Source organism: Lacrimispora sp. YZC11, assembly GCF_057543815.1.
On the sequence record NZ_BAAJYQ010000017.1, the window covers coordinates 55954 to 74426 of the forward strand.

The following is an 18473-nucleotide window of genomic DNA, read 5'->3' on the forward strand; positions in this document are numbered from 1 at the left end:
TATCTTTTCCTCCTTAATTAAATACCAAGCTGTCTTTTTCTTTCATTTCCTTAATCATGGGGTATACCTGATCCCAGGCCCCTACCAACACCCCAGAGATAAAGTCTGGCGGATAATCCGCGACCGCCATATCTGCGGGGAAGTATCCCCTGGCAGCCACAACATTCTGTATATCCCACTCGTCAACCTGATTATGTATCATCAGATCACGAAGGGCTTTCGGGATCCGCTCGTCAACCTTCACATCCGGTGGACTTATAGGCCCTGACTTTGTTTCCACTGGTGGAGCAGCCTTCTCTTCCTTTGGATGCTCCTGAACGCTCTTATTGTCTGTACTCCCAGTCTTTTCCTGTCTCGGCTGAGAAGGAGGCGAAGTTGACTTCTTTTCACCCGAAATGGGAATTCCCACATCGGAACTTTCAATAATGTGGCGAATCGACTCATATTCAAAGGGTAATTCATCAGCCAGCCCATACCGATTTTTGGCATCCCAACAGGAGTGGTGGGTGGTGTACATGACGCGCCTGCCGCCCTGGGCCTTGTTCTTGCCCTTCTGAGTGCCCTGTCCGTCTACATTGACTACCATAGTCTTATAGTTACAGAACAGGACCATGTCCCCCCATTCCTTTACCATAGGGGCCACACCTTTACTAAGCTTCATTTCCCACCGATCATAAGCGCCTAATTCATCCGGCTGCTCAAACTTTCGCATTTTCGCGTGAGCTGTAAGGACCACGTTTATCCCAATCCTGATTACATCAGTAAGGAGATTCAGAAGCTTTCCAAATTCTTCCTGAATGTATGTATAGCCTTTCCCGTAACCAAAGTCTTCAATACTGCCCTTCTTGTTCACAGCACAGACGCTGGTAATACAGAGCATTTCCGCCCAATCTGCTGTATCAACAATCAAGGTCTTGCAGATACCTGGTGTCCGGATCACCCCTGAAACTTGTTCCAAAATCATGGTCCAGCTACTAGGCTCTGGAAACCTTGCCACATCCATGTCCTTTGTACTGCCCTCAGTGTCAATAAACACTGAATCCGGGAACTGTGCAGCAAACGTTGATTTACCGATTCCCTCGGGACCATACACAACAATTTTTTTCGCCCCCGGTAACTTCCCTCTAATAATCTGCATTAAAATACTCCTTTCTTCCATTCTGTTTTCTTATCTTCCATGAGTGGGTGCTCCTCGCCTGCCACGTATCCGTCTTCTATAATGATGGAACATTCTTCCCCAGTGCTTACCCGGGTAGCAATTGCCTGCAGGCCCTCTGATTCCAGCCATTCCCCAAACTCCTTAAGTACTTCAAGGTCCATCTGCTCCAGCTTGTCCAGGAGAACGAAACCGCACTCTGGATTCAGCTTCCTTACAATGGCAGTGGATACTTTGAGCCGATCAGAGCCGGACATGTTGTCCCACTGCTGACCCTTATAAACAAGTTCTCCGTCTTTGATGGAAAGTTCCGGGAGGGGAAGCGCTGCTGAGTTAAGAAGTTTATTCTTTGCGTCACGTGTGCTATCAATCTGTTTGGTAAGCTGGTCGTACTGCCTGCGGTACTCTTTGGCGTCGTCCTCCGCTTTTTCCTTATCAAGGTTCGCCCGTACTTTCCGGTTAATTTCTTCAATATCGGCAATGTTCTGCTCCAAATCAGCGGTGGACTGGTCCTCTAAATCTTTGGCACTCATTCTGGCAATAGCAAGATCGGCTCGGACCGCCTCCTGTTTCTTAAGCAAATCCTGAATCTGCTCCATAAGTTTCTGGTCTTCCTGTTCCAGCTGATGGAGTCGCTCCCGCTTTCTCCGATTTTCTCCGTTCTGTGCCAGGATATCCTGCTGTTTTTTAATGAGTTCCGAAGCAGATACCAGTTCAGCCGGTGCATCATTATAAGAAGGCTGCTCTTTGGCATACTTCTCTTTCTGATCGGCAATGTGACCAATGACAAGCCGCTTATTATAATGCTCTTGCTCTTCCTTCTCCAGTGTCACCAGCTTGTCTCCTACCCCGATAATCTTAAGAAGGATCTGAGCCTTTTCCTTTGAGGTTGATTCCATGAACTTAGGAAGGTTAAGTGCGAACTGCTCCACAAAGTCATTAAGGAGCTGCTGACCACCCTTCTCTCCGTTTGGATCCGTGACCTTAAGTGCGCTGTTTTTTCCCTTCCGTTCCACCACAAGGCCATTGCTCATGATAATGCGGAGGTTCGGAGGAATCACGGATTGTTCCCGCTGGGCCTGTGAAGGCCGGAACTTGTCTCCGCCCAGCACCCAAGCAATGGAATCCAGCACGGAAGTCTTCCCCTGGTTATTCCTTCCTCCAATGATTGTCAGGCCGTTGGCTGATGGTTCGATCTTTACGGCCTTAATACGTTTTACATTTTCAATCTCTAACTGATTGATTTTCATAGACATTATTGCAATCCTCCTACAAATCCCCTATAATAAGGGTGTATAATATTTACGTGTTACCTTGATTCCCCGGCTGTTCCCGCAGCTGGGGTTTCTTTTTTATCCTTCCGGCATATATCGATTATCTTGATCATCTCATCATAGAACTTCGACATACACGGGTCGGCCTGTCCATCAACCTTACTAATCCCGTCAGCTTTAAAGGCTTCATAGTCTGTATTAGTCATCGGAAGGCACTTTTCAATGAGGTCATTTGTTGCTTGCAAAAGCTGGTTGTCCAGTTCTTGATTCACCATGGCGCACTCCCTCCTCTCACAAAGCTTCCAAATGCCCACATGTACCCAAAATCACAATCACGCAGGCTACAAAGATCACAGCCGGCAGAAACCATTTCATAAATTTCATAAAGCGTGATGGGCGAGTGTCAGTGTAATCATCTAAGTTATCAAAGTACTTTTGCATGGGATTCCTCCTTTCTGGGGCACAATATTAATCCCAAAGCCCTTAACGGCTCTGTAAGCACTCGATTTCCTAGAGCACGCTGCACTTTTTCTGGGAGGTCACAGACCCTTACGGGCTTTCCATCTATGGTGACCCAGTTTGTAAAGGTTATTTTTTCTTCTTTTTTTATTCTGATCACCTCCTATCTGAGTTCTGTTTTAAATAGATGATTTAAAATCATCTATTTGACAAAAAAAATATCTTCTTTCTCTTTTAAGGACTTAATGCCCAATAATTCACAAAGGGCAGAAACCTCACTAGTTTTAAACTCCTGCTTATTTTCCAATTTCAGTTGAAAACCATAAGAGGAAAGCCCTAAATAATCTGCAACATACTTCATCTTTAATCCTTTTCCTGAAATTAAACTCCTTAGCAGTTCTGTATTGGTCAAGATATCACCTCCTCGCTTTGATGATTTTAAATCACCCATCCACAATATATCATTCTGATGATTTAAAGTCAACTGTTTTTTTATATTTTTACAAAAATAATTGATTTTAAATAAACTTTGTGTTATATTTATGGTATCAATACAGATTGGATGGAAAATCATGGCGGATATCGGGAAAAGAATACGTGAAAAAAGGGAATCCCTTGGAATAACGCAAGAGGAGTTAGCGGTGAAACTTGGTTATAGGAACAAATCGACTATTGCCAAAATAGAAAACGGTACTAACGATATCGTTCAAAGCAAGGTAGTTGAATTTGCTAATGCCTTAAACACATCTACGTCCTACCTCATGGGATGGAAAGAAGAATCGCAAACACAATCGCAACCGCAAATTAATCAATCAGAACAAACTCTTCTATACAAATACCGATTGCTGGATGACAAAGGCAAGCACACAATAGATACAATCCTGGAAATGGAATATAATCGTTGCAATGCTGAGTGCACTGAAGTGGCAATGGTAAAGCCAGAAGAGAATAAACCGCACCTTCTCCCGATGGCCGCCCACAATGACACCGTCACAGAACCAGGAGAACTGGAAAAAACCAAGCATGACATTGCCAAACTAAATAGGCCAGTAAAATAATAAAATACAATTTAATCGGGGAAGTGTTTTTAAATGGAGTATGAAGAGCTACTAAATGAAGCTGATTCAGAAGGAATCTACGTTATTGAAAATTTAGAATTTGAGTCCCAGGCTTCTGGTCTCATTAATGGAGATGTGATCGGGCTAAGCAAATGCCTGTCTACATATTCAGAAAAAGCTTGTGTCCTTTCAGAAGAGCTGGGACATTATTATACAAGTGTTGGTAATATTCTTGATCAGGCTTTAGACGGAAATAAAAAACAGGAATGCCATGCAAGGCTCTGGGCCTATGATAAAATGATTACAATAGAAAAAATAATTTCTGCTAAGAAAGCCGGTTGCCGAAATCGATATGAGATCGCTGAGCACCTAAATGTAACGGAGCCTTTTCTTCAAGAAGCCATAGATTGTTACCGTTCAAAATATGGCCTCGGCTTTCAAAAGGGTGAATACATAATATTATTTGAGCCATTCAATATTTGTAAAATGGCTGAGTAAATATTGAGTTTAGCTAATTATGATTAAAATAGCCTATGGCTTTTTAATAAATAACTAAAGAAAAGAGGGAATGAGTATGAAATGTCCAAACTGTGATGCAGCAATTCCGGATGATAGTATCTTTTGCTCTTCATGTGGCCAAAAACTGGAAATATCAAATACATCCGCCTTGCCAACCAACATGACCAGTTGCCCTAATTGTGATGCTCATAATTCGAACACTGCAAACTATTGCACGAACTGCCGCAGGCCTCTCACAGAAACTGCAAATTTAGAAACAAAGAAGAGAAATGACCTGCAAGCTCAACAGACACAAGTTAAAATGCAAGCAATGGCATTAAAGGCACAGCAGGAGCAACTCCAACTCCAGAAAGACCAATTCGCCTCCATGGCCAAATGTCCTCGGTGCGGTTCCACTTCTCTATCAGGAAATAAAAAGGGATTTGGAATTGGAAAAGCGGTGATAGGGGCGACATTAATGGGTCCTATAGGACTTGTTGCAGGGAATGTTGGTGCTAAAAAAGTACAAGTAACTTGTCTCAATTGCGGCAAAAATTTTAAAGCTTAGGGAGGATATGAAAATGTTTTGTAGAAAATGTGGAACCGAATTTCAGGGGAATTTCTGTCCAAATTGTGGAGAATCATCAGATCCTATTAAAGAAAGTACGCAGGAGGATTCTACGTCAGCTTCTACGGTTCCTACTGTAAAAAAGAAAAAAGGACACGGATGTTTGACAGCTATTTTAATTTTTATCGGTATTTCTGCTATTATAGGTATTTCAGCAAATCTTTCCGCAAGTAAATCAAGCACTAGTTTAAAAGGTTCTACGAATGAGGTTGCTGCATCTGTCACCTATTCGAAAGAAGATGCTAAAGACATAGATGAGAAATCATGGGGCGGCGTCGAAATTGCGATAAAGGCTAACAATGAGATTGTAAATAATTTTGATAAGGCTTTTACTGGTGAGATTTCTTTGGTTGATTACTATGATTATTGCAAAGAAGCATCTAAGGTCTTGGGAGGCAACTCCACACAATTCCCTAAGTCTGACAATGAGGGAGCAGATACATATATTAAATCCTGTCAGCAATATGTTATCCAAGTCCAGATTCTGTCTGATTCGGTTATTCGATATATTGATAAGACAGAGACAAAAAATCTCTCCAACGTTAAGTCCAATATTGAACAATGTTCTAAATTAGCAACTATCGTTGCTCAAAACAGAGGAATATTCTTGGGGAGTAATGGCTTCACCGATGAGGAGATCAACGCTCTTGTAGAAGCAGTTTCAGTCGAGTAAGTAAGATTTCCATTATAATAGCAAAAACCGCCCGGTGCTATCAACACCGAACGGCTTCAAATAGATTTTCTCTTACCGTACTTCCGGAAAGATATATCCACTTCATCAATGGAATTATATCATTTCTGGAACGTCCTGGCAAGAGGGCGTCTTTTTTATACTCATTTTTAGGAGGATTGATATACTATGGAATATAAAAATGCTGCAGCATACATACGAGTGAGTACAGATGATCAGCTAGATTACAGTCCCGGTTCCCAGCTCGACGAGATTAAAAGTTATGCCAAGCAAAACGGGATACTCATATTGGAAGATTACATATTTATGGAGCCCGAGGGTCACAGTGGAAGAAAAGCGAAAAACCGACCAGAATTTCAGAAGATGATTGCCACTGCCAAATCAAAGCCCAAGCCTTTCGATGTTATTCTGGTGTGGAAATTCTCCCGTTTTGCCAGAAATCAAGACGAAAGCACGTTTTATAAAAGTATGCTTCGCAAAAAGCTTAGTATTGATGTGGTAAGCGTTTCAGAACCAGTATTAGAAGGAATGTACGGCCGGCTGATCGAAACAATCATTGAATGGCAGGACGAATTCTATTCGTACAATCTCGCCATGGAGGTATCAAGAGGTATGACTAAGAAGGCAGAACTGGGCGAGCCACAAGTAGCGCCTCCTCTTGGGTATAAAATTCCCTATAAAGGAGCTTCTCCAGAAATTGTACCCGAAGAAGCGGAAGTTGTGAAACTCGTCTTTAAAATGTTCCTTGAAGGTACCGGTGTATTTGGTATTGCTAGACACTTATTAGATTGTGGAATTACCGGTAAGCGGGGTGGAAAAATATGGAGTACCGCTCTTACAAGAATGCTCTCCAACCCATATTACGCAGGATACAGTCGTTGGAACGGAATAACCGCAAAAGGTGACTTCCCTGCAATTATCAGCAATGAGGATTTTGAAGCAGCCCAAAAACTTCTTAAAATAAAAAAAGGTCCTAAATATTCCAAACCGGATGAGTTGTCAAGGCACTGGTTAAGTGGCATAATACATTGCTCATCTTGCGAAAAAAGGCTGGCTTCACAAACAATTCAAGGGGCAAAGGGTAAATACATCATCTTTCAATGTGGAGGATATGCAAGAGGCGTATGTAAGGTCTCACATCGCGTCAGGGAATATAGACTTGAAAATGCAATCATTGAAGCATTGAAGGAAGTTCTCGCCCTCGGAACCATCAATTTTACAGTGCGCCGTTCCGAAACTGATAACAGTTCGCATGTCAACCTAATACAAGCACAAATGAAACAAGTAAAACTAAAACTAGAACGTGTAAAAAATTCATACATGGCAGGGGTTGACACGATAGAAGAATACAAGGCGACCAAAATATCTTTAATGGAGGAACTTGACCGCCTTGAAAAACAATCTGAGCAGATGCAACCAAACTCAGATATTGCAAAAAAGAAAATGATGGAAAATGTTCAAAACGTATATAACATTATTACATCAGAAGAATGTACCGTAGTGCAAAAAAACTCTGCCATTAAATCAATTCTTGAAAAGGTTATTTTTTCAAAAAAAGATAATCATATAGACCTCTTTTACTATCTCGACGCAGCGGACTTAATGGAATAATTCTATAGTAAAATACAATAAGGATTTCCCAGTGTTGCCATGCCTGCCCTCCGTTTTCTTTTATAGCTGTTCCTTAAGCCTGTACAGCCTTTTGGCATTCTGATTGGTAATTTCAATGACCCTTTCTTCCGCAATCCCCTTAATGGCGCTGATTTCCTGCACCACATAGGGAAGATTTAAGGAAGAATTGCGCTTTCCTCTATTGGGCGAGGGCGCCAGGTAAGGGCAGTCTGTCTCCAGGACCAGCTGTTCCATCGGCATATACTCCACCACTTCCTTAAGCTTTTTGGCATTCTTAAAGGTGAGGACGCCTCCGATTCCCAGATAATACCCCATATTTAAGTATTCCCTGGCAATCTCCTTTCCATAGGAAAAGCAATGGATCACTCCTCCGATACCCTTTGCCCCCTCTGCCTTCATGATATCCAGGGTGTCCTTTGCCGCATCCCGGCTGTGAATGACTACAGGAAGCTTTACTTCCTTTGCCAGGCTTAGCTGGCGGACAAACCATTTCTTCTGGGTCTCATGATCTGGCTCGTCCCAATAATAGTCAAGACCGATCTCTCCGATTGCCACGATCTTTTTATGGGCAGACTGCTCCTTCAGCCAGTTTAAGTCTTCCTCATTCAGCTCCCCGGTTTCATTGGGATGAACACCGATGGCTCCATATACATATGGATATTTCTCTGCCAGCTCCAGGGTGTGTCTGGAGGTTTCCATGCTGGCACCTATATTGGTGACAGCCTCAATTCCATGGTCAAAGAGGCTTGCCAGCAGTTCTTCCCTGTCTTTATCAAATGCCTCATCATCATAATGGGCGTGTGTATCAAAAATCATAGGAATCTCCTTGTGCCTTTCTTACTTTATAATAATCAAACGCAGGATATAAAGCAAAACTAAGTGAGCGGGATAAAACCAGTAAAAAAAATATTTTAAATTCCTTTTCCCTCTGGCTCCGCTGTACATGCGGATAGGAATGAAGGCCAGGATGGCCGCACCAAAACAGCTAAGGCTCTCAACGGCAGCCAGGATTCCAGCAAATATAGTCTGCATTTTCTTGTTTTTATAAAAAACATAAAAAAGCAGAATCATGGCAATTCCTATAATATCATAATCACATTTCAGAATAACAGCCGCACCGCATCCCGCCAAAAATACCAGAGTGCGCTTAAATGGGTCTCCCAAAAACTTTTCATACCAGTAAATGACCCACAGGCCGATAAACAGGGTAAAATATACATTCTGATAGCCGGGGTAAAACCATTGGTCAAAGAGAGCCAGATCAAAGGGGATTTCAGAGATAAGGGCGAACAAAAAAAGTCTGGCTCCATATTTCTTAATATCCCTGGTATGGAAAAATCCTTCTACCAGCAGAAAACAAAAAATAGGGAATGCAACTCTTCCAATGGTACGGAGCACAAGATCCGCCATGCTCCACATGCTTCCTCCCTGCAAGCCAAAGATCTCCCAGTCCGGAGGGATGTCCTGATATTTTAAAATACCGTTTTCAATAATAGCCACGCCGATATGGTCTATGAGCATGGTGACAATGGCAATCATCTTTAAGGTATTTCCTGTTATTCCTTTTGTACGGGTACTCAAAGACTCCTTCATGGAATTCTCCTCCTTAAAACAATAAGGCCGGTTCAAGTCAAATACCCCGTAGCTTCCTACGGGGTATTTGACTCCTGCAGCATTCTATAGATGCAGTATTCCCTTTTGTCAGCAGATTTCCGCTCCTGCCGGCATTGTTTTCTCTGGAATCATAAGGGATAAATTGCCTTGTGCATCCTCCGCACAAAGAAGCATGCCTTCAGACATGACTCCAGCCAGTTTTGCTGGTTTTAAGTTTACCACAACCATCACCTTTTTGCCAACCATTTCTTCCGGTGTATAGTGTGCTTTGATTCCGCTGACAATCTGTTTTACCTGGCTTCCGATCTTCACCTGGGAACACAGAAGCTTCTTTGACTTTGGAACCGCCTCGCAGGCAATGATCTCGCCTACCTGGAACTGCAGCTTGGCAAAATCATCGTATTCGATCTCTGCCTTTGCTTCTATATCGATCACAGCAGAAGCATCTTCTTTGGTATTTTCCTTTGACTCTTCCTCTTTCGGTCCATACATGGCTTCCACCTTCTCCATGACTTCCTTGATATCCATGCGGGCAAACAGGATCTCCGGCTTATCAGTAACCTTGTTTCCAGAGGGATAAACGCCGAATTCATTCATCTGGGACAGCTCTCTCTTTGAAGTGTTAAGCTGGCTGAGAATCTTCTTGGAGGTATCCGGCATAAAGGAATCAAGGAGGGAGGCTCCGATGGCAATGGCTTCCGTCAGATTATAAAGAACGGTTTCCAGCCGGCTCTTTAAAGCTTCATCCTTAGCAAGGGTCCAGGGAGTCGTTTCATCAATATATTTGTTGCTTCTTCTGAAAATATTAAAGATTGCTGTCATGGCATCAGCGACCCTAAGCTTCTCCATCTTCTCCTGAACCTTTTTCACTTCTTCAAGTACCACTGCCTTTAAGTCTTCATCAACAGCCTCCGCTGCCTTACCGTCAGACACGATGCCGTCAAAGTATTTATTGGACATGGAAATGGTACGGTTCACCAGATTGCCAAGGATATTTGCCAGGTCAGAGTTCATGCGCTCCACCATAAGCTCCCAGGAGATGACCCCGTCATTGTCAAAGGGCATTTCATGAAGGACGAAATAGCGGACTGCATCCACACCGAAGAAATCCACCAGAGTATCCGCATAGAGGACATTTCCCTTGGATTTACTCATCTTTCCGTCTCCCTGAAGCAGCCAGGGATGGCCAAATACCTGCTTTGGCAGGGGAACATCAAGGGCCATAAGGAAAATGGGCCAGTAAATTGTATGGAAGCGGATAATGTCCTTACCGATCAGGTGAAGGTCCGCCGGCCATAATCTGGCAAACTGATCACTGCTTTTGCCGTCACAGTCGTAGCCGATGCCGGTAATATAGTTAGTCAGCGCATCAAGCCAGACATAGGTAACATGCTTCGGGTCAAAGGATACCGGAATTCCCCATTTAAAAGTAGTCCTGGATACACAAAGATCCTGAAGTCCCGGAAGAAGGAAATTGTTCATCATTTCATTTTTTCTGGAGACAGGCTGGATAAAATCCGGGTTCTCATTGATGTGTTTTATCAAACGGTCTGCATATTTGCTCATGCGGAAGAAATATGCCTCTTCTTTTGCCGGCTTAACCTCACGTCCGCAGTCCGGACATTTGCCATCTACAAGCTGTGATTCCGTAAAAAAGGATTCACAGGGAGTACAGTATAAGCCTTCGTAATGCCCCTTATAGATATCACCCTGGTCATAGAGCTTCTTAAAGATCTTCTGAACCTGCTCTTCGTGCTCCTTGTCTGTGGTGCGGATGAATTTATCATAAGAGGTGTTCATCAAATCCCAGATATTCTTTATTTCACTGGCCGCCCTGTCTACAAATTCCTTAGGTGTGATTCCTGCAGCCTCTGCCTTTTCCTCAATCTTCTGGCCGTGCTCATCGGTTCCTGTCTGGAAAAACACGTCATAGCCCTCCGCTCTTTTATAGCGGGCGATGGCATCTGCTAATACTGCCTCATAGGTATTGCCGATATGGGGCTTTCCTGATGCATAGGCAATGGCTGTGGTGATATAGTATGGTTTTTTGTTAGAATCTTTACACATTCTGATTTCCTCCTGTTTATAAATTGAGATGCGGCAAAGGGGGTTCTTCCTTACCGCAAAGAAAAACCCGCCTTAAAATATCCTTTCGGAAATTTAAAGACGGGGAACTGTCCCGTGTTACCACTTTAATTTATCCGTACCTTACAGTACAGACCTTACCGGCTGCGTTAGTCCCATAAAATCTGCCTAAGACCTTATGGTTACACAATTACAGTCTGACACGATAACGGGTGTAACCGTCGAAATTTAAAGGCACGATTCGCCAATTCAATTCCGCTGCTCCAAGGCCATGTTGGGAAATACGCTCAAGCTTCCTTTTCAGCTTCCGGAAGTCTCTGCACATGAGGTTGATTTCTTACTCTTCTTTTCTCAGCATTCTCATATATATAGATTGTGTAACCCTAGTTTAATAGTTTCAGTAAGGTTTGTCAAGCGGGTAAGTTGGTACATCAGTGCTTTTGTCATGACTTTTTTAATATCATCATATAAATAATAATAGTGAATCACGGAGGAATCATATATGAAAAACATCATTTTGAAACAGGGCCGCCGTTTTCTTTCCATCATCCTGGCTGTTACCCTGCTATGTGCCTGTGCACCCCCCAATAAATCGCCTGCAACGACTTCATGGAGCGGGTATGAACAATACCATGCCAGGGATCTGTCCGCTCAAAACAATTTTGATCAATTTACAAATGACTTGTTTCGTGATGAGATCAGCGAATCTGGGATCAGCTTTCATTTCAGCATTGCAGATCCTGCTTCCCGGGGACTTGATACAGTTCCTTTGACCCTGGGGGATTTTTCTCTGGATAAAATGAAACAGGGAACAAAAGACCTTCTGGAGTTAAAAAAGAAGCTGAATGATTTTAACCCCCGCCAGTTAACCGACGAACAGCGGATTACCTGGCAGATTCTCCGCTCCTACATAGAAACAGAATTAGGCTCCGATGGTCTGGAGCTTTACGTCCAGCCTTTAACAACCACCATCGGAATCCAGGCACAGCTTCCAATCCTGTTCTCAGAATATGCCTTTTACACCCGGGATGATGTGGACCACTATCTTGCACTGCTTTCTACCATTGATGATTATTATGGGCAGATCCTGGAATTTGAAAAGAAAAAATCAGAAGCCGGCCTGTTTATGTCTGACGCTTCCGCTGACCATGTATTAAAGTCCTGTGAGGCATATTTAATCCAGCCTGACCACAGCTTTCTTGCCGACACCTTCAACAACCGGGTGGATGCCCTTACAGACTTAACCGCTGAAGAGAAAGCTTCCTATAAAGAAAAGAATTTAAAAACACTGGAAGAGCATTTCATACCCGCCTATAAAAATCTTGTTAGCGGCATCACCGCCCTTATGGGGACAGGGACCAATGACAAGGGCTTATCCTGGTATCCCAAGGGAAAAGAATATTTTGAATACCTGGTCAATTCCAACACCGGTACCTCCTATGATTCCATCCGAAGCCTGACAAAGGCAATCGAAAAACAGTTAAACTCCGATATACAGGCCATAGGACAGATTACAAAGGAACATCCGGAAGTGCTTGACCACCTTGAAGACTATTCCTTCCGTTATACCAAGCCGGAAGATACACTGGAATTTCTAAAGTCCCAGATCTCAAAGGATTTTCCAGAGCTTCCGTCCTGCAGCCATACGGTAAAATACGTTCCCAGTTCCCTGGAGGCATCTTTAAGCCCCGCCTTCTATCTGGTTCCACCTCTGGACCGTTATGAGGATAATGTCATTTACATCAACGGCAACCCGCGTTTTCAAAATGATGACCTCTTCACCACCCTGGCACACGAAGGCTATCCGGGACATCTATATCAGAATGTTTATTTTTTAAGCAAGAAGCCTAACGACTTAAGAAGTATCCTATCCTTCCCCAGTTATTCGGAAGGCTGGGCAACCTATGTGGAGTTTTATTCCTACACCTTAGATAACGGGCTGCCCCCGGAACTTGGGAAGCTTCTGGCGCATAATACTGCCGTTACCCTGGGCATCTATGCATATTTGGATATTTGCATCAATTATGAGGGCTGGGATAAAGAGCAGACTGCCAAATACCTTGGCACGTTTTATAATATTGAGAAAACAGATATTGTAGATTCCATTTACTCCAGCCTGGTCGAAAATCCCACCAATTATATGGAATATTACGTGGGGTATATGGAGATTATGGAAATGCTTAACACCGCTAAGAAGATTTTAAAGGATGACTTTAATTTAAAGGATTTCCACGCATTTTTACTTGATATAGGTCCTGCTCCGTTTTCTGTCATCCAGCCTGCGTTCCGCAGCTGGCTGTCCAAACAGTTAAGAAATCCATAAATCAAAAAGGGCAGAAGCTTGTAATTCAGCGCTTCTGCCCTTCGTTTGGTCTTATTTTATTTTCTTATAATTCTTAACATATTCCAGATAGTCATTCTCTCCCTGCTTGATCTGCTCATTGGAATAATTCTTACCATTAACAAGAAGTTTTAATTTATCAATTTCAAAATTCTCGATAAAGGTATTGCCAACTGCTGTCAGGGTAAGTAAATCATCGCTTGAACCCTTTTCCGGCACCTTGGATAAATCAAGGGTGGCAGTTCCATCTTTCTCTTCATATTTCAGAACCTTTGTACCGTCCTCTAATACGCCGTATTCAATCAGCTTGTCCACCATGGCGTCTGCCGTCAGCTCAGATACTGCATCCATCGCCTGATTTAAACCAGTAGCGTCACCATTCTGGCTGTATACGGAAATAATCTCCATAGGCTCTGCGTTTGGATCAGGAACTTTATCACTGGCGCCTCCCGTTGAAGCCATCGCCTCAGGGTTAGGCGCAGTCGTCTCCATCTTGGGCTTTGTTGGTGCACATGCCACCAGGGACATCATCATCATTGCGCTCATTAAAAACACGATGAATTTTTTCATAATTGCATATTGCCTCCTTAAATTCTGTTAAAGGCTCCGAAACCAATGGTTTAACTTGGTCAGAGCTTTGATCAAAACTTCTATCTCATTCTCACTTAAGCCTGCAACAGCACCAGCGATCATCTCCTGATGAAATCTGGCATGGTGTTCATAGGCTTCTTTTCCTTTTTCTGAAAGAGAGATGTATACAACTCGCCGGTCCTCTTTTCCTCTCTGACGGGTCACATACCCCTTCTTTACAAGACTGTTCATGGCAATGGTCAGCGTACCGACCGTAACGGACAGTTCCCTGGCTATGGCCGACATATTCTTTGGCTCTCCAATACCAATGGCCTCGATCACATGCATATCATTATTTGTAATATTATTAAAATCCTGTGTAATGATAGCCTGTTGTTCAATGTCCATAATATCCCGAAACAGTCTTACCAAAACTTCGTTAAGAGTCCCGTAAGTATCCACGTTTATCCCCTTCACATATGACAATAAAAGCTTCTTCGTAATTATACATGATTATGTATCCCAAGACAACCACCTGAATTCTTATAAAATTCTTAAAATCGAAACAAAAAAATACCTTTTATACCAGAAATCGGGATATGACGACGCTGGCGGCAATGCCCGCCGCAGTTGCTGCCAATGCACCGCCCAGAGTATACCGGGTTTTTTTGATTTTTACGGTTCCAAAATAGATGCTCAGACAGTAAAACACGGTTTCTGTGCAGCTCATGAGTACAGAAGTCAGCATCCCGATATAAGAGTCAGTTCCATATTTCTTAAAAATATCAAGCACAAGCCCTGTGGCCGCTGAGTTTGATATCAAACGCACTAAAATCACAGGTACAACCGGTGCGGGAAGAAAAAGGAAGGCAGCCGGCTTTGTCAGGCATTTTGCAAGAAAGTCCAGAAAACCGGAAGCCCTAAGCACACCCACAGCAGTCATAAGTCCGATCAGCGTAGGCATAATCCCTGCCACTGTTTTCATCCCTTCCTTTGCCCCGTCTATAAAATCATCAAAAACCGGACGTTTGGATAATATGCCAAAGCCTACCATGTAAAAAATGATAAGCGGCACCGCCGCTTCCGACAAAAATAATAAAAATTTCATATATTCACCTAAAAATCCATGATTGTTATAGTTTATTCCAATTCTTTCCTTTTCATTCAAGGCTTTTTGAGGTAAACTATCCACGAAAGCAATGAGCAGTGCGAAACAGGGCGGGGCAGAATTTCCATTGTGCTCGCAAATAAGAAAATTTTGACCTGCCCTGTTTCATAGGGCGAATGCTCGTGAGCGAGTGAATCCGCAGGGCTCACTCGCTGCACTGCGGACTTACGCTATTAACCGAAAGGAGATGTACAGATATGAGCGTTTTATTTTTACAATATCCTCCCTGCAGTACCTGCAAAAATGCAAAAAAGTGGTTGGATGCCCATGAAATAGCATATGACTCCAGGAATATCAAAGAAGAAAACCCAAACACCAATGAGCTTGCGGACTGGATCAAAAAAAGCCGCCTTCCTATGAAGCGGTTCTTTAATACCAGCGGGATCATCTACAAGGAAAAGAATTTAAAAGAGCTTTTGTCTGGCATGAGCGAAGAAGAACAGATCGATCTCCTGGCGACCGATGGAATGCTGGTCAAGCGTCCTTTAATCATTGGTGAGGATTTCGTCCTGGTTGGCTTTAAAGAAAAGGAATGGGAGACAGCGTTACTCCGGTGAATCGACGACTGAATATGAATAATACCCGGCGGAATAAAGGATCGTCTCCTATCCGCCGGATATTTTGCCATATAATTTCACCAATTCATTTTATGAGGCCTGTTGTTAATCATTAGCAGGTTGATCCCAAGATGCTCTTTCATTTCTTCATACGCTTTTGACACCTTGTCCGCTTTGAGTACCTCATTTCTGCTTCTACCGGTATTCTGCTCTCTCAATTGGTAATCATAGGCCTTCTTTGCCGATGCCCCGATTGCGGAGGCGGCCAGTATGATCAGAACCACCATTACTATAAGCAGCGGCTTCTGCAGGGAATTTACAAATCTTTGGCCGTAATACAATACCTTCAGCTGCTTTCTTACCACTGTTTCCGCCCCCCGCCGGTTAAGTTCCGCCATGATCTTCTGAAATTCGCCGGGAGGAGGGGAGGGGGGCTCAGGTGTTAATTCCGGATGCTCCTGCATATAATCAAGCAGATGGGCTTCTGACTTTTCCTGTGACGACACATATAATTTTATCTGTTTTAAAATAAAATACATTGTTCCATGGTTTCTCTCCTTCTCCACGTTACACCTCTTAAATACAAGTTATCCTTTAGTTCCCACAAGCTTTGGGGTTGACTTTTTATCGCTAACGTTTACTATAATAGTATATCGAATTTGGGAGGCAACGCTTTATGAAAAAAATCATCTTAACTGGCGGCGGTACTGCCGGCCATGTTACCCCGAACCTGGCTTTAATTCCCTCGTTAAAAGAGCGGAAATACGATATTCACTATATAGGATCATACCAGGGAATCGAAAGTCAGCTCATCAAGGGAGCCGGCATTCCCTATGACGGCATTTCTTCCGGTAAATTCCGCCGGTATTTTGACTTAAAAAACTTCTCTGATCCCTTCCGGGTATTAAAAGGATATTGGGAAGCATTGAAACTGATAAAAAATTACAAGCCGGATGTAGTTTTCTCAAAAGGAGGCTTTGTAGCCGTTCCCGTGGTGTTGGCAGCAAAACACTGCAAGGTGCCTGTAATTATCCACGAATCAGATATGACTCCAGGGCTTGCCAACAGACTATGTATTCCGTCTGCTGTAAAAGTATGCTGCAATTTTCCGGAAACCCTTCCTTATCTTCCAAAGGAGAAAGCTGTACTCACAGGATCTCCCATACGGAAAGAACTTTTAAGAGGAGATCGGCTGACAGGATTAAACCATGCACGGTTGTCTGCAAACAGGCCTGTTATCCTGATCATCGGCGGAAGTCTTGGTTCTGTAACGGTCAATACCGCCTTACGGGGCATTCTCCCGAAACTGCTCAAAAATTACCAGGTGATACATATCTGTGGAAAAGGCAATCTGGACGAAAGCCTGATTGGAACGGAAGGATATGTACAATACGAATATGTAGACGCCCCTTTAAAACATCTTTTTGCTGCTGCTGATCTTATGATCTCAAGAGCCGGAGCCAATTCCATATGCGAAATTCTCGCACTTAGAAAGCCAAATATCCTGATTCCTCTTTCCGCTGCCGCCAGCAGGGGAGATCAGATTTTAAATGCCAGATCCTTTGCAAAGCAGGGATTCAGCTCCCTTCTGGAAGAAGAAAACCTAACCGGAGATTCCCTCTTGCAGGCTATCACCGATACATTTGCCAACCGACAGGCTTTTATCTCAAAAATGGAGCAAAGTGAATTATACAATGCGGTTGATACTATTATTAATATGATTGAATCCCTGGTTCAGAATTGACCTTTACACATGAAAATTAGGACCCAGGATTTTTTTCAAACAAACTCTTGTACGATATATCCGGGAGCGGCAAACCGTTCCCGGAATTTTTAGGATTTCGCAGATTTCAGGAATGGTAAGCTGCTCCAGAAAATAAAGAACAGCCATTTCCTTCCATTCTTCTCTCATATTGGAAATCTCCCCGGTTATCCTTAAAAGAGCTTCTTCTCCAAGGATCACCTCCAGGGGATCAGTGACCACATATCTCGTAAGCATTGCCACCTCATTGACCGCGTCACCTTCATCCAGGCTCACCTTTTCATAATGACCGTTTTTACGGAGACAGTCAATGGATTTACGCTTTAAAATCTTAATCAGCATGCCTTTCTTTCGCGTATCTGTCCATGATAATGAATAATTCTCAAAATATGCAATAAAAGTTTCCTGCACCACATCGTCAAGTTCCATGTCTGGCACATTGAGTGTTTTCGCTATCCTGCGGAGCAGTCCCTGATATTCCCCGTATATAGACTGCAGCAGCAAATTTTCATCTTCATGTATGCTCATTGATTATGTCCCTCTTCAGGGCGCTCCTTATAGCGGCTCCTGTCTGTGTTAATTCTTCCGGATTTGCCTCGCCCGGCACCCATGAAACCATAACAGGACCATCCTCATAACGAGGAATTAAATGCACATGAAAATGAAAAACCGTCTGGCCTGCTTCTTTCCCATTATTCTGCACAACATTAAATCCGGCACAGTCTAATGAGTGTTTCATGGCGTTTCCTATTTTAGCCGCTAATGGGAGGACCCTTTTTGCTGTTTCCTCATCCAACTCACAGATGTCTTTGTAATGCTGTTTTGGAAGAATCAGGGCATGTCCTTTGGAAGCCGGTCCTAAATCCAGGATTACACGAAAGGTGTCATCCTCGTATATTGTTTCAGAAGGTATCACACCATTTGCAATCTTGCAGAAAATGCAATTATCTTCCCTCACTTTCTCACCTCCTTCCAATTAT

The 18473-nt window shown here is 43.2% G+C and carries 22 protein-coding genes; 8 read left to right on the top strand and 14 right to left on the bottom strand.

Going from position 1 to position 18473, the window contains the following annotated elements; genetic code table 11:
• Positions 1-13 precede the first annotated feature (13 nt).
• From AC27IJ_RS19550 to AC27IJ_RS19570, 5 genes are all read right to left on the bottom strand, one after another.
• On the bottom strand, positions 14-1138 hold the full coding sequence (locus AC27IJ_RS19550) for an ATP-binding protein (RefSeq protein WP_487150419.1): 1125 nt from the start codon (positions 1136-1138) through the stop codon (positions 14-16).
• A complete protein-coding gene (locus AC27IJ_RS19555; protein WP_487150421.1) occupies positions 1138-2412 on the bottom strand; it encodes an AAA family ATPase in 1275 nt (424 codons plus the stop codon). Before AC27IJ_RS19555 ends, AC27IJ_RS19550 begins: the two co-directional genes overlap by 1 nt.
• Before the next feature lie 53 nt (positions 2413-2465).
• Positions 2466-2705, bottom strand: a complete 240-nt coding sequence (locus AC27IJ_RS19560; protein WP_487150423.1) for a hypothetical protein — start codon at positions 2703-2705, stop codon at positions 2466-2468.
• A 16-nt stretch (positions 2706-2721) separates the two neighbouring features.
• The gene (locus AC27IJ_RS19565) at positions 2722-2871 is read right to left on the bottom strand and encodes a hypothetical protein (RefSeq protein WP_487150425.1); all 150 of its coding nucleotides are present in this window, start codon (positions 2869-2871) and stop codon (positions 2722-2724) included.
• Positions 2872-3091: 220 nt separating this feature from the next.
• Positions 3092-3301: a hypothetical protein gene (locus AC27IJ_RS19570; protein ID WP_487150427.1), complete on the bottom strand. Its 210-nt coding sequence runs from the start codon at positions 3299-3301 to the stop codon at positions 3092-3094.
• 160 nt (positions 3302-3461) lie between these two features.
• Here AC27IJ_RS19570 and AC27IJ_RS19575 point away from each other — a divergent pair, with 160 nt between their 5' ends.
• The 5 genes from AC27IJ_RS19575 to AC27IJ_RS19595 all read left to right on the top strand — a co-directional run bounded on the left by AC27IJ_RS19575 (position 3462) and on the right by AC27IJ_RS19595 (position 7375).
• On the top strand, positions 3462-3947 hold the full coding sequence (locus AC27IJ_RS19575) for a helix-turn-helix domain-containing protein (protein WP_487150429.1): 486 nt from the start codon (positions 3462-3464) through the stop codon (positions 3945-3947).
• 33 nt (positions 3948-3980) lie between these two features.
• Positions 3981-4445, top strand: coding sequence for a hypothetical protein (locus AC27IJ_RS19580; protein WP_487150431.1), 465 nt, complete (start codon positions 3981-3983; stop codon positions 4443-4445).
• Between the two features lie 76 nt (positions 4446-4521).
• Positions 4522-5013, top strand: coding sequence for a zinc ribbon domain-containing protein (locus AC27IJ_RS19585; RefSeq protein WP_487150433.1), 492 nt, complete (start codon positions 4522-4524; stop codon positions 5011-5013).
• Between the two features lie 13 nt (positions 5014-5026).
• The gene (locus tag AC27IJ_RS19590; RefSeq protein WP_487150435.1) at positions 5027-5746 is read left to right on the top strand and encodes a hypothetical protein; all 720 of its coding nucleotides are present in this window, start codon (positions 5027-5029) and stop codon (positions 5744-5746) included.
• Positions 5747-5932: 186 nt separating this feature from the next.
• Complete coding sequence (locus AC27IJ_RS19595; protein WP_487150437.1) at positions 5933-7375, top strand: recombinase family protein; 1443 nt, start codon at positions 5933-5935, stop codon at positions 7373-7375.
• A 60-nt stretch (positions 7376-7435) separates the two neighbouring features.
• Here AC27IJ_RS19595 and AC27IJ_RS19600 read toward each other — a convergent pair whose 3' ends face one another.
• From AC27IJ_RS19600 to metG, 3 genes are all read right to left on the bottom strand, one after another.
• Entirely contained in the window at positions 7436-8212 is a 777-nt protein-coding gene (locus tag AC27IJ_RS19600; RefSeq protein ID WP_313257571.1) for a TatD family hydrolase, read from the bottom strand.
• A 21-nt stretch (positions 8213-8233) separates the two neighbouring features.
• Complete coding sequence (locus AC27IJ_RS19605; protein ID WP_487150439.1) at positions 8234-8989, bottom strand: TraX family protein; 756 nt, start codon at positions 8987-8989, stop codon at positions 8234-8236.
• Positions 8990-9097: 108 nt separating this feature from the next.
• On the bottom strand, positions 9098-11077 hold the full coding sequence (gene metG, locus AC27IJ_RS19610) for a methionine--tRNA ligase (RefSeq protein WP_487150441.1): 1980 nt from the start codon (positions 11075-11077) through the stop codon (positions 9098-9100).
• Positions 11078-11597: 520 nt separating this feature from the next.
• Here metG and AC27IJ_RS19615 point away from each other — a divergent pair.
• Entirely contained in the window at positions 11598-13418 is a 1821-nt protein-coding gene (locus tag AC27IJ_RS19615; protein ID WP_487150443.1) for a DUF885 domain-containing protein, read from the top strand.
• 51 nt (positions 13419-13469) lie between these two features.
• On the opposite strand, the gene AC27IJ_RS19620 is transcribed toward AC27IJ_RS19615, so the two are convergent.
• From AC27IJ_RS19620 to AC27IJ_RS19630, 3 genes are all read right to left on the bottom strand, one after another.
• Positions 13470-14006, bottom strand: coding sequence for a GerMN domain-containing protein (locus AC27IJ_RS19620; protein ID WP_312445594.1), 537 nt, complete (start codon positions 14004-14006; stop codon positions 13470-13472).
• Positions 14007-14033: 27 nt separating this feature from the next.
• Positions 14034-14483, bottom strand: coding sequence for a MarR family winged helix-turn-helix transcriptional regulator (locus AC27IJ_RS19625; RefSeq protein WP_312445636.1), 450 nt, complete (start codon positions 14481-14483; stop codon positions 14034-14036).
• A gap of 103 nt (positions 14484-14586) precedes the next feature.
• Positions 14587-15114, bottom strand: a complete 528-nt coding sequence (locus tag AC27IJ_RS19630) for a spore maturation protein (protein WP_312445592.1) — start codon at positions 15112-15114, stop codon at positions 14587-14589.
• Between the two features lie 257 nt (positions 15115-15371).
• Here AC27IJ_RS19630 and AC27IJ_RS19635 point away from each other — a divergent pair, with 257 nt between their 5' ends.
• The gene (locus AC27IJ_RS19635; RefSeq protein WP_487150446.1) at positions 15372-15731 is read left to right on the top strand and encodes an arsenate reductase family protein; all 360 of its coding nucleotides are present in this window, start codon (positions 15372-15374) and stop codon (positions 15729-15731) included.
• A 77-nt stretch (positions 15732-15808) separates the two neighbouring features.
• On the opposite strand, the gene AC27IJ_RS19640 is transcribed toward AC27IJ_RS19635, so the two are convergent.
• Positions 15809-16297, bottom strand: coding sequence for a hypothetical protein (locus AC27IJ_RS19640; protein WP_312445588.1), 489 nt, complete (start codon positions 16295-16297; stop codon positions 15809-15811).
• Between the two features lie 110 nt (positions 16298-16407).
• Here AC27IJ_RS19640 and AC27IJ_RS19645 point away from each other — a divergent pair, with 110 nt between their 5' ends.
• Positions 16408-17475, top strand: coding sequence for an undecaprenyldiphospho-muramoylpentapeptide beta-N-acetylglucosaminyltransferase (locus AC27IJ_RS19645; protein WP_312445586.1), 1068 nt, complete (start codon positions 16408-16410; stop codon positions 17473-17475).
• 3 nt (positions 17476-17478) lie between these two features.
• Here AC27IJ_RS19645 and AC27IJ_RS19650 read toward each other — a convergent pair whose 3' ends face one another.
• Both AC27IJ_RS19650 and AC27IJ_RS19655 read right to left on the bottom strand, forming a co-directional pair.
• Positions 17479-18021, bottom strand: coding sequence for an RNA polymerase sigma factor (locus AC27IJ_RS19650; RefSeq protein ID WP_312445584.1), 543 nt, complete (start codon positions 18019-18021; stop codon positions 17479-17481).
• Positions 18008-18451: an HIT family protein gene (locus AC27IJ_RS19655; RefSeq protein WP_312445582.1), complete on the bottom strand. Its 444-nt coding sequence runs from the start codon at positions 18449-18451 to the stop codon at positions 18008-18010. Before AC27IJ_RS19655 ends, AC27IJ_RS19650 begins: the two co-directional genes overlap by 14 nt.
• Positions 18452-18473: the final 22 nt, after the last annotated feature.

Coding starts and splice junctions, on each gene's coding strand:
- AC27IJ_RS19550 (WP_487150419.1), bottom strand. CDS start 1,138: ATGCAGATTATTAGAGGGAAGTTACCGGGGGCGAAAAAAATTGTTGTG.
- AC27IJ_RS19555 (WP_487150421.1), bottom strand. CDS start 2,412: ATGTCTATGAAAATCAATCAGTTAGAGATTGAAAATGTAAAACGTATT.
- AC27IJ_RS19560 (WP_487150423.1), bottom strand. CDS start 2,705: ATGGTGAATCAAGAACTGGACAACCAGCTTTTGCAAGCAACAAATGAC.
- AC27IJ_RS19565 (WP_487150425.1), bottom strand. CDS start 2,871: ATGCAAAAGTACTTTGATAACTTAGATGATTACACTGACACTCGCCCA.
- AC27IJ_RS19575 (WP_487150429.1), top strand. CDS start 3,462: ATGGCGGATATCGGGAAAAGAATACGTGAAAAAAGGGAATCCCTTGGA.
- AC27IJ_RS19580 (WP_487150431.1), top strand. CDS start 3,981: ATGGAGTATGAAGAGCTACTAAATGAAGCTGATTCAGAAGGAATCTAC.
- AC27IJ_RS19585 (WP_487150433.1), top strand. CDS start 4,522: ATGAAATGTCCAAACTGTGATGCAGCAATTCCGGATGATAGTATCTTT.
- AC27IJ_RS19590 (WP_487150435.1), top strand. CDS start 5,027: ATGTTTTGTAGAAAATGTGGAACCGAATTTCAGGGGAATTTCTGTCCA.
- AC27IJ_RS19595 (WP_487150437.1), top strand. CDS start 5,933: ATGGAATATAAAAATGCTGCAGCATACATACGAGTGAGTACAGATGAT.
- AC27IJ_RS19600 (WP_313257571.1), bottom strand. CDS start 8,212: ATGATTTTTGATACACACGCCCATTATGATGATGAGGCATTTGATAAA.
- AC27IJ_RS19605 (WP_487150439.1), bottom strand. CDS start 8,989: ATGAAGGAGTCTTTGAGTACCCGTACAAAAGGAATAACAGGAAATACC.
- metG (WP_487150441.1), bottom strand. CDS start 11,077: ATGTGTAAAGATTCTAACAAAAAACCATACTATATCACCACAGCCATT.
- AC27IJ_RS19615 (WP_487150443.1), top strand. CDS start 11,598: ATGAAAAACATCATTTTGAAACAGGGCCGCCGTTTTCTTTCCATCATC.
- AC27IJ_RS19620 (WP_312445594.1), bottom strand. CDS start 14,006: ATGAAAAAATTCATCGTGTTTTTAATGAGCGCAATGATGATGATGTCC.
- AC27IJ_RS19630 (WP_312445592.1), bottom strand. CDS start 15,114: ATGAAATTTTTATTATTTTTGTCGGAAGCGGCGGTGCCGCTTATCATT.
- AC27IJ_RS19635 (WP_487150446.1), top strand. CDS start 15,372: ATGAGCGTTTTATTTTTACAATATCCTCCCTGCAGTACCTGCAAAAAT.
- AC27IJ_RS19645 (WP_312445586.1), top strand. CDS start 16,408: ATGAAAAAAATCATCTTAACTGGCGGCGGTACTGCCGGCCATGTTACC.
- AC27IJ_RS19650 (WP_312445584.1), bottom strand. CDS start 18,021: ATGAGCATACATGAAGATGAAAATTTGCTGCTGCAGTCTATATACGGG.